10 protein-coding genes are annotated in these 10,070 nt (G+C 48.1%); 9 read left to right on the forward strand and 1 reads right to left on the reverse strand.

The features are described 5' to 3' along the window. Positions 1-19: 19 nt before the first annotated feature. The 6 genes from QWF21_RS17755 (at position 20) to QWF21_RS17780 (ending at position 3,766) form a co-directional block, all read left to right on the forward strand. Positions 20-382, forward strand: coding sequence for a hypothetical protein (locus QWF21_RS17755; RefSeq protein ID WP_330089378.1), 363 nt, complete (start codon positions 20-22; stop codon positions 380-382). Positions 383-614: 232 nt separating this feature from the next. Beyond that, positions 615-905 carry a hypothetical protein gene (locus QWF21_RS17760; RefSeq protein WP_330089379.1) on the forward strand — a complete coding sequence of 97 codons (291 nt, stop codon included), beginning with the start codon at positions 615-617 and terminating at the stop codon, positions 903-905. A 96-nt stretch (positions 906-1,001) separates the two neighbouring features. Next, positions 1,002-1,403 carry a hypothetical protein gene (locus tag QWF21_RS17765; protein WP_330089380.1) on the forward strand — a complete coding sequence of 134 codons (402 nt, stop codon included), beginning with the start codon at positions 1,002-1,004 and terminating at the stop codon, positions 1,401-1,403. 172 nt (positions 1,404-1,575) lie between these two features. Next, positions 1,576-1,794: a DUF6500 family protein gene (locus tag QWF21_RS17770; protein WP_330089381.1), complete on the forward strand. Its 219-nt coding sequence runs from the start codon at positions 1,576-1,578 to the stop codon at positions 1,792-1,794. After that, positions 1,787-2,713 carry a class A beta-lactamase gene (gene bla, locus QWF21_RS17775; protein ID WP_330089382.1) on the forward strand — a complete coding sequence of 309 codons (927 nt, stop codon included), beginning with the start codon at positions 1,787-1,789 and terminating at the stop codon, positions 2,711-2,713. The genes QWF21_RS17770 and bla overlap by 8 nt, the downstream gene beginning before the upstream one ends. A gap of 150 nt (positions 2,714-2,863) precedes the next feature. Beyond that, positions 2,864-3,766, forward strand: coding sequence for a LysR substrate-binding domain-containing protein (locus QWF21_RS17780; RefSeq protein WP_330089383.1), 903 nt, complete (start codon positions 2,864-2,866; stop codon positions 3,764-3,766). Between the two features lies 1 nt (position 3,767). Here the strand turns inward: QWF21_RS17780 and rimO are convergent, their stop codons facing one another. Then, positions 3,768-5,084 (reverse strand): 30S ribosomal protein S12 methylthiotransferase RimO, encoded by a 1,317-nt coding sequence (gene rimO, locus QWF21_RS17785; RefSeq protein ID WP_330089384.1) that lies wholly within the window; start codon positions 5,082-5,084, stop codon positions 3,768-3,770. Between the two features lie 198 nt (positions 5,085-5,282). On the opposite strand from rimO, the gene QWF21_RS17790 reads away from it, so the two are divergent. The 3 genes from QWF21_RS17790 to QWF21_RS17800 all read left to right on the forward strand — a co-directional run bounded on the left by QWF21_RS17790 (position 5,283) and on the right by QWF21_RS17800 (position 10,031). Then, a complete protein-coding gene (locus tag QWF21_RS17790; RefSeq protein ID WP_330089385.1) occupies positions 5,283-6,938 on the forward strand; it encodes a response regulator in 1,656 nt (551 codons plus the stop codon). A 134-nt stretch (positions 6,939-7,072) separates the two neighbouring features. After that, the gene (locus QWF21_RS17795; protein ID WP_330089386.1) at positions 7,073-7,738 is read left to right on the forward strand and encodes a TetR/AcrR family transcriptional regulator; all 666 of its coding nucleotides are present in this window, start codon (positions 7,073-7,075) and stop codon (positions 7,736-7,738) included. A 10-nt stretch (positions 7,739-7,748) separates the two neighbouring features. Beyond that, positions 7,749-10,031, forward strand: coding sequence for an acyl-CoA dehydrogenase (locus tag QWF21_RS17800; protein WP_330089387.1), 2,283 nt, complete (start codon positions 7,749-7,751; stop codon positions 10,029-10,031). Positions 10,032-10,070 lie beyond the last annotated feature (39 nt).

Raw genomic sequence — 10,070 nt, forward strand, 5'->3', positions numbered from 1 at the left:
GCAAAAATAAGGACATTAGATGGATTTTCTGAATCGTCACGTTTGGCTAAAAAGAGCACTGATGCTCTTAGCTATTTTAGTAGCAACACCATTTGCCGGTTACCTGCTGCTTTTTGTAGAGGTAGCAGGTTTGGAGATGGCATTCTCATGCTTGCTGCTCGCGCTTAAACCCTTTTTTACCTGGGTGCGGTATCAGTGGGAAATAATCACATCAACGTTTCAGGCTATTGCGAATAACTTTCATAAGCACCTTGCCAGTCGTCCAACAGTTTATTTTTCACATGCTGCTGGTAGCGCAGCATTTTTTGCCATTACGGGTGTTATGTTTTTATCGATTGCTGTTTGGTTGCCGTTATTCATGGTTGCTGCGCAGTATGTCTAACAATATAGAGATAACCTTGCCAAATATGGTAAAGGTTTTAAACCTAATGAAATGAACTTGGCATCTCTGGACAGGTTAATTGAAAACTTTGGTCAAAGATACCAAATTGCGTACATCGGCGGCTAGGTGCTAACAGAATCACCACCAAAACGCCGCTTCGCGGCCCAACCCTCCAACTCGGAGGCACTTTGTGGGGAGTCACTATGTTTATGTTTTTTAAGGAGTAGATGGTTTGGTTGAGTATTTTGGATTTTTAGCTCCCGTTTTGGTTGCTTTAGGATTATATCTCTACTTGCTCCTTGAAGAGTATCGGAAGAAAATTCGATTCCTAGAGGTCAAAATAGATGCTCTTATCAAGCACACTGGTATTGAGTTTGACGATACTACTCTCGTCCCAGTTGAAGTGAGTAAGGCTATAAAAGCAGGTCATAGGCTAAAAGCAATCAGGCTTTATCGTAAAATCACTGGTGCAAGTTTAAAAGAAGCCTCTGAGATAGTTGATGCTTTGGTTAAAAACACATAATAAGGCGTTGTCACCGCTTGCGCGGCTGGGGCGCCTTACGCTGCGCTGCAGCCGTGCCAAAGCTTTGCGTTACGTAGCTTATAAAGGATTTTGGTTGTGAAAAATGAAAAAATTGGTAGGTATGTTGCCATTGTCGCTGTTTTGTTATTGTTAGTATTACCAATTGGCCTTGCTAGTACCGCATTCTCAATGTATTCGGACTTTCAAGCAATATCGCTTTTTGAGACAAAAGAAACACAAGTGACTTCAGATGAACGCTCAATAGGCAGTATGCTTACAATCTTGGGAGTAGGTTTAATTGTTCCTGGAATCGCTTTATTAATTATATCCATTGCCGGGCTGCGGTATCGAACCAGATGGATTTTTTGGTTCTCTATAATGGTTTCAGGTTTTGCTATATTTATCTTTCCAATAGGAACATTTCTTACTGCTGCATTACTTACCACTCTTTTCTTAACGAGGAACAAATCTAGCTCAGCTGAAACAGTAAGTCATTGAGTCTTCTGCGTGCGGTCGTGGTCAGTCTTGTCTCATGCTCAATGAGTGCTTGTTGCTGCATGCTTCCAAGTAACGCGTTTATTGCGCTAGCTGGCTGCAAACCTCTATCACGTTGCTGGTCCTCGTGTTAAATTTGGACTTGATGTGAGCAATCTGGTAGAGGGCTACAGCATTGCGAAAAGAGCTTAGGGAAAAGATGGTCGAAGTTTGTGATCTGAAAATTGAGCAAAAGGGCGCGACGGTAGGCCTGTCGTTTTATGCATTTTTTAAGAACAAAAACGATCAACCGGAGCTTCTGATGGAAGCGGCCCGGTGGTGGATAGAAACACACAAACTGGATCACTTTGAAAAAGCGGTAAAGATCAAAGAAATGGTTCTGGCCGGTGTATAGCTTAGCCAAGCTAGCGCCTCTGAAGGTAATGGTTTTATTTTGGCAGCAGGGAGCTCTACCCGCGGTGCTTGTTTTTCTTGTTGCATGGCTGCCTCCCGTTGCACTCAGTGAAATTAATGATCCTGTGGTTGCTGCTTTAGATAAGATTGCCGAATCACTGGATGCCCGGGTGGGCTTTTCTGCTTACGATTTGGAGACGGGGCAGCGCTGGGCATATCAGGCTGATCAGAGATTTCCACTGCTGAGCACCTTTAAAACTCTGGCATGTGCCGACTTATTGCACCGCGCCGACAAAGGGGAGCTGCAACTAAGCAGGGAAGTTTTCTTTTCGAGCGCAGATTTAGTCACCTACTCTCCGGTAACTGCAGAGTTTGCCGACCGTCAGGCCATGACGCTTTTTGAGTTGTGTGAAGCAACACTGACCACAAGCGACAACACGGCTGCAAATTTGATTCTGCAGGCTCTGGGCGGGCCTGAAGCTGTGACAAGGTTCGTTAAACTGCTGGGAGATGATACAACACGTCTTGACCGGTGGGAAACAGAGCTTAATGAGGCGCGGCCAGGTGACGTCAGGGATACAACAACACCAAATGCGATGGTGAGTACTATGCAGGGATTGTTGTTAGGTAACCTGTTATCTGTAGAGTCTAAGGCGCAGCTTCGCAATTGGCTGGAAAGAAATCGGGTGGCTGATGGGCTTTTCCGGGCGGCTGTGCCCAAAGGCTGGGTTGTCGCAGATAGAACCGGCTCCGGCGAGTTCGGTTCAAGGTCAATCACTGCCATAATATGGCCACCAGAGCGCCAGCCTATCGTTGTTGCACTTTATATCACAGAAACAGGATCTTCCCTTTCAGAGCGAAATCAAGCGATTGCAGATGTTGGTGCAGCACTGGTCATGGCCATTCATCAGGGAAATTAAGCCATATCACTGTAATAACTTAGCACCAGCATGAATTCCTGTTTGAAATATTTATTTTGGACGTCCAGATGTTGATATGTCTGTCTATGCCAATTATGATGACGCTTGCAAATGAAACTAATGGCCAGTACAGGTTGAAGACACTTCATTATGATTGAGTTAAAACATTTAAAAGCTATCGAAGCATTGCGGGAAACGGGCTCGGTGAGCGAGGCGGCCAGTTTGCTTTGCCTGACGCAGTCGGCGTTATCGCATCAGTTGAAAGAGCTGGAGCATCGGTTGGAACAAGCTTTATTTGAACGCAAAACAGATCCTTTGCAGTTTTTGCCGGCCGGTACTTTGCTGTTGCAACTAGCTGAGCAGGTACTACCTGCTGTACGTGCTGCGGAGCAAACCCTGAAGCAGGGCAAGAGCAACCTAAAGGCGGCGATCCGGTTTTGTGTGGAATGCCACGCTTGTTATCACTGGCTTTTACCCTCGATCAAAGCATTTTTGCAGCAAGAAACCGATGTAGAGCTGGATTTATCGGCCAGCATTCAGCATCAGGCCATTGAAGCTTTACTGCAAGAGGAACTGGATCTGGTGGTCACCAGTGATCAGCGCCTGTTGCAGCATGTGCATTATCATTATCTGTATCCGATGGAGCTGCGCTTGCTGGTGAGTCCTGAACATCCGCTGGCCAGCCAGAGCTGGCTGAAACCCGAACAACTGTTGCAGGAAACCCTGCTGAGCTACCCGGTGCCACCACAGCGTCAGGATGTGTTCCGGTTTTTCCTGCAGGGTCACAATTTTCAGGGCAGGGTAAAGCCCATTGCCCAAGGCAGTCAGATGATTCAGCAGGTGGCTGCCAACCAGGGGGTGGCCGTATTACCAGGCTGGATGGCAGAGCCTTATGTGCAACAGGGCTTGATTGCATCACTGGCGCTGGGGGAAGAAGGGCTATGGCGACCTATGTATCTGGCCTGGCGGCAACAGGATAGGCTGGAGCCTGCTTATCAGCGCCTGGCCGAGCTGTTGCAGCAGCAGTTGCCGCAACAGGCTACACCAGGCTGAATTATGCCAGGCGCTCGGCCCATAAATCGTAAGCATCGGTGCGGGTGACCAGCACCTGCACCAACATGCCAGGAGCTAGCCCGCTGCTGTCATCCAGATAGACAACACCATCAATTTCTGGGGCATCAGCGGCGCTGCGGCCTATAGCGCCATCAGCTGTTACTTCATCGATAAGAATAGTCAGTTGCTGGCCCACTTTACGCTCTAACCGTGCGGCACTGATGGCTTGCTGCGTTTGCATGAAGCGGTGATAACGCTCTTCTTTTACTTCTTCCGGTACCGGCTCTGCCAGCTCATTGGCTTTGGCGCCTTCCACCGGGCTGTATTTAAAGCAACCAACCCGATCCAGTTGTGCTTCTTGCAACCAGTCCAGCAACAACTGGAAGTCTTCTTCTGTCTCGCCAGGAAAGCCCACGATGAAAGTGGAGCGAATGGTTAACTCCGGGCAGATAGCCCGCCATTTTTTAATGCGCTCCAGCGTACGCTCGGCCTGGCCTGGCCGTTTCATTAGCTTTAAAATACGTGGGCTGGCATGCTGAAATGGAATATCCAGATAAGGCAGTAGCTTACCTTCTGCCATTAGTGGGATCACCTGGTCCACATGTGGGTAAGGGTAGACATAGTGTAGCCGTACCCAGATGCCCATTCCGGTCAGCGCCTGGCATAGTGCCAGCATGTCCGTTTTTACTGGTTGTCCATTCCAGAACCCGGTGCGGTGTTTAACATCAACCCCATAAGCACTGGTATCCTGAGATATTACCAGCAATTCTTTCACGCCGGCATTTTTCAGCCGTTGTGCTTCATCCAGTACTTCGCCAATGGGACGACTGACCAGATCTCCGCGCATCGATGGGATAATGCAAAAGGTGCAACGGTGGTTGCAGCCTTCGGAGATTTTCAAATAGGCGTAATGGCGTGGGGTCAGCTTAACTCCCTGATCAGGCACCAGCATGGTAAAAGGATCATACTTCGGCTTGGGGATAATGCTGTGAACCTGCTGCAGTACGTTCTCATAAGCGTGGGGTCCGGTAATACCCAACACATTAGGATGTACCTGGCGGATTTCATCTTCGCGAGCACCCAGGCAGCCCGTCACGATCACCTTGCCATTTTCTGCCAAGGCTTCCCCTATGGTGTCCAGAGACTCCTGCACTGCGCTGTCGATAAAGCCGCAGGTATTGACGATCACCAGTTCCGCATCGTCGTAGGTCGGAACGATCTGATACCCATCGCTTTTTAGTTGCGTCAGAATACGCTCTGAATCCACCAGATTCTTTGGGCATCCTAAACTAACAAATCCGACTTTAGGCTGTGACATACTGGAACACCGTGCTGATAAAAGGGCGCGTATTTTACTTGAATGTCCGGCTAAACACCAGCTATGTTACGGATGTGGTTCAGTCAGTATTGTCTGGCAATTCCAGACCATTTTGCATGGCGGTCATTTTGTCGGACGCTATACTCATTGAATAAATTAAGATTTAGCTGCCTCAGCAAACTGAAAGGATCCTGGTGTATGGATAAAGCGGACTTAAGCAACCTTGATGCGTTGAAGGTATTGATAGTGGATGACCAATACCTGGTGCATAACTTGCTAAAAGAAGCCTTCGATGAATTGGGGATCCGGCAGATTAAATACGCTGAAAATGCCTACTATGCCTTACGCCTTTGTGAGCAGCATCGCTTTCATATTGTGATTTGTGCTTTTAATGTCAAAAGCGATAAAGACGGTTTTCACCTGCTCGAAGAAATGAAATTTAAAGGCTATGTGTCGAAGCGTACGGTGCTTATTTTTCTAAGTGCAGAAACGGATGAAAGCCTGGTCAATAGCATTGTGGAGTTGCAGCCGGATGATTTCTGGGTAAAACCGCTGGACAGAGGCCGGGTAAAACTTCGCTTGCCTCAGGTATTGAACATTAAGCGTACTCTGTTTGATGTGTACGAAGCCATTGATGTAAAAAATTACAGCAAAGCCATTTATCTGGTTGAGAGACATTTGCTGAATCCAAAGTTAGTCCGTTTTCATTTGCAGCTGCAAAGAATGAAAGGGGAGGCATTGCTGAAATTGCAGGAGTACGAAGAAGCAGAGCGCTTTTATGTGGCCTTGATGCAAAAGCATCAGATGTCCTGGGTTCACCTGGGGTACGTCAATGCTCTGTTAAAACAAGATAAAATGGCTCAGATAGAGGCATTGTTAAGCGAGATGACGGATAGGGTGGACACCCGTTTTGCCACTTATGATTTATTGGCACAGTATTATATTGAGCGGCAGGACTTTGATCGCGCCTACGATGAAATAAAGAAAGCGGTGGCGATAGCGCCGCGAAATATTGAACGCAACAAGAAAGTATGGGATTTGGCCCGGTTGACACACGATTTTGAAGGGCAGTACCTGGCGACTCAGGCGATGGCAAAGCATGCAAAAAACTCGCTGCATGATTCACCGGTACTGGCTTTAAATGTGATCCGCGCCGGTTTGGATTTAGCACAAACGCTGAATAACGAGCGCTCAAAAAAAATATTGCAACAAACCGACCGCCAGATCCAGGCACTGGAAAAAGACTACAAAGATGCAGCTTTATTCAAAGAGCAGCTTACTATTGCCAAAGCTCGTTTGCTGCTGGCCAATGACGAGCGAAAAAAAGCGGAACATCTGATTGATTTGCATGTGTCCGTACGGCCTATTGTTTCACTGGATGATAACCTGGATAAAGCCAAAGTGTTCCATGAACTAGGACGACGTGAAGAAGCCGCACTGATTATGGATGCGGTGAAAAAACAAATTTCATCCGATAACCTGTCTGGGTTGGTAGTAAAAAAATACGTGGAACAGGAGTGCGACGAACAGGAGCGGGTGCATTTTACGCCAAAACAACTGCAGAATATGGCGGTTGAATTTTTTAAGAAAAAGAAGTTTAGCGCCGCGCTTTCAGCCCTGGAGCAAGCGATGGAGTTAACACCAAACAATCATAAGATCCCCATCAGTGTGCTGAAGGTGCTGGTTGTGATGTGCGATGACAGCGGCTTATCGGCAAGCCAGAAAGAGTTGGCACTGCACATGGTCAGAGTGCTGGAAAAACATCCTCTGACGGATGAAGAATTGCAAACCGTTGCCGGCTACAAAGACCGCCTGAGTGCTGTATTGGCTGAGGCCATTTTGTCTATCCATTAAAAGCGCACCGCTTTGGCCCTGCAGTGCAGGGCGCTCTGACAGTACTGCAGGGTTTATTTAACTCATCGGATTAGTGCTTGACAGTTTTTTGATTCAAACGTACATTTCAAACAAGCGTTTGAAATGGAGTCCGCATGAGCCGAGAACAGACTCAACAGAAAATCCTGGATGCAGCCGAAAGCCTGTTTGCTGAGAGTGGCTTTAACGATACCTCACTGCGTCAAATCACCAGCAATGCTGAAGTGAACTTAGCCGCAGTAAATTACCACTTTGGCTCTAAAAAAGCTTTGATTCAGGCGGTGTTGCAACGCTATCTGCAAGTTGTGATGCCAAGGTTGGAACTGCAGTTTGAACTGCTGCTGGCACGGCAAAAAGCAACCCGGTTACCAGAAGTGCTTGCTGTCTTTGTGCAACCTTTGCTGGATCTGGAGCAGGTGAAACCAAAAGGGACCACCTTGTTTTTGCAATTGCTGGGGCGGGGCTATACTGATGTACAAGGACATTTGCGAAAGTTTATCAGTCATCATTATGGTTCTGTGCTGAATAAGTTTGTTTTGCTGGTGCAACAATCTTGCCCGGCATTAGATGCAGCGGAGATTTTTTGGCGTTTGCACTTTTCACTGGGAACAGTGGTATTTACCATGGCTTCCAGTGAAGCATTATTTGACATTGCCGCTGCGGATTACCAGCAAGAATCTGATATTGAAAGTGTGATTCGGCGGTTATTACCTTATCTGGCTGCAGGTATCGCCGCACCTGTGAACCACCCATTTGATTCTATGGCGCAAGCCACACTCTAAGGACACAACCATGACTTTGTTACTTATCCTTGTAATTACACTAGCGGTATTGATTGGGGTTACCCCCATTCGCCGTGCCTTAATTTCAGCCCCGGTGTTTAAGGTATTTAAAAAAATCCTGCCGCCTTTGTCGGAAACTGAACAGCAAGCGATGGAAGCCGGGGATGTGTGGTGGGATGGTGAATTATTCAAAGGCAAACCAGATTGGCAGCAATTGCACCAATACCCGAAGCCTAAACTGAATGAGGATGAGCAGGCTTTTATGGATGAGCAGGTGGAAACCCTGCTTGCTATGCTGGATGACTACGACATTGTGCAGAATAAACGTGATCTGCCGGAGCAGGTATGGGATTACCTGAAGCAGGAAGGCTTCTTTGCCATGATCATTCCAAAGAGCTACGGTGGCCGTGGTTTTTCTGCGATTGCTAATTCGACCATTGTTTCACGTATTGCCAGCCGCAGCCTGACTGCTGCGGTAACGGTGATGGTGCCTAACTCCTTAGGCCCGGGCGAATTGCTGATGCACTACGGTACGGATCAGCAAAAAGATTACTGGCTGCCCCGTTTGGCCGATGGCCGTGATGTACCTTGTTTTGCGTTGACTGGTCCTGAAGCCGGTTCGGATGCCGGCGGTATTCCGGATACGGGTGTGATTTGCCGAGGTGAGTTTGAAGGCAAAGAGGTGATAGGGATCCGTTTGAACTGGGATAAACGTTACATTACTTTATCACCGGTTGCGACGGTGCTGGGTCTGGCCTTTAAGATGTTTGATCCGGATGCTTTACTGGGCGATAAGAAAGAGATTGGCATTACCTGTGCGTTGATCCCGACGTCGCACCCGGGTGTTGAGATTGGTGACCGCCATTTCCCAATGGGGATGGCCTTTATGAATGGCACCACCTACGGTAAGGATGTATTCATTCCTTTAGATTGGATCATTGGTGGGCCAGATTATGCCGGTCGTGGCTGGCGTATGCTGGTCGAGTGTTTATCAGCAGGCCGAGGTATTTCCTTGCCGGCACTGGCTACCGCCACAGGCCATCTGGCCAGTCGGATGACCGGGGCATACAGCTATGTGCGTCAGCAATTTGGCCTGTCCATTGGTAAGTTTGAAGGAGTCCAGGAAGCCTTTGCCCGTATTGGCGGCCTTACTTATGGTCTGGAAGCTATGCGGGTGATGACAGCAGGAGCCATTGACTTAAAACTGAGCCCTGGTGTGGTAACGGCAATTGCCAAATATCATATGACCGAAATGTCGCGCACCGTGTTAAATGATGCCTTTGATATTCATGCCGGTCGCGCTATTCAATTGGGGCCCAAAAACTATCTGGCACACGGCTACATGGGAGTGCCGATATCCATTACCGTAGAAGGTGCCAATATATTAACCCGTAACCTGATGATTTTTGGTCAGGGTGCGACCCGTTGCCATCCCTATGTGTTGGCGGAGCTGCAAGCGGCAGCGAATCCTGATACGGATGAGGGTTTAAAGCAATTTGATGGCTTGTTGCTGCGTCATGTTGGCTTTGCGCTTGGCAATACCTTTAGTTGTTTGTGGCAAGGACTGACGGCTGCTGCCTTTAATAAAAGCCCGATGGCTGGCGAAACAGCACGGTATTACAAACAACTTAGCCGTATGAGCCGCGCCCTGGCACTGACCGCGGATATCTCCATGCTGATGCTGGGTGGTGATTTAAAACGCAAAGAAATGCTGTCGGCCCGGTTAGGTGATGTGCTCAGCCATCTGTATATGGCATCTGCCGTATTAAAATTCTATGAAGACAATGGTCGTCAACAAGCGGATCTGCCTTTCGTGCATTACAATTTGCAGCGTTCGCTGGCAGAGATTGGCCGTGCTTTTGATGGTTTCTTTGCCAACTTCCCGGCCAGAGCCGTGGCGGTGGTATTGAAGCGATTGATTTTCCCATTTGGTATTGGTTACAAAATGCCGGCCGACGATATCTGTATGGACATTTGCGACGCATTATCCAAGCCAGGTGTGATCCGAGATCGCTTAACGCACCTTTGTTACCTTGGCAAGGGCGAACAGGATCCAACCGGTTTAATGGAGCAGGCTTTTGTCGAGATGCATCAGGCGCAACCGCAATTAAAAGCTATTCTACTGGCGCAACGCGATGGCAAAATCAGCCGCAAAGTACCGATGGAGCAAGCCATTACAGAGGCAGAGGCCGCTGGTATTGTCACCGCTGAACAAGCGGAGCAGTTGCATCATATGAACAAATTGCGTTTTGAAGCCATCAGCGTGGATAGCTTTAAGCCCGGTCAACTTTAAACCAGACCAGCACTAAAAAAAGGACCCTAGGGTCCTTTT

It is taken from the genome of Alkalimonas mucilaginosa (assembly GCF_036327005.1).
Classification (GTDB): Bacteria; Pseudomonadota; Gammaproteobacteria; order Enterobacterales; family Alteromonadaceae; genus Alkalimonas; species Alkalimonas mucilaginosa.

Bases quoted from the DNA above. Each gene is read 5' to 3' on its own strand.
- QWF21_RS17755 (WP_330089378.1), top strand. From the start codon at position 20: ATGGATTTTCTGAATCGTCACGTTTGGCTAAAAAGAGCACTGATGCTC.
- QWF21_RS17780 (WP_330089383.1), top strand. From the start codon at position 2,864: ATGATTGAGTTAAAACATTTAAAAGCTATCGAAGCATTGCGGGAAACG.
- rimO (WP_330089384.1), bottom strand. From the start codon at position 5,084: ATGTCACAGCCTAAAGTCGGATTTGTTAGTTTAGGATGCCCAAAGAAT.
- QWF21_RS17790 (WP_330089385.1), top strand. From the start codon at position 5,283: ATGGATAAAGCGGACTTAAGCAACCTTGATGCGTTGAAGGTATTGATA.
- QWF21_RS17795 (WP_330089386.1), top strand. From the start codon at position 7,073: ATGAGCCGAGAACAGACTCAACAGAAAATCCTGGATGCAGCCGAAAGC.
- QWF21_RS17800 (WP_330089387.1), top strand. From the start codon at position 7,749: ATGACTTTGTTACTTATCCTTGTAATTACACTAGCGGTATTGATTGGG.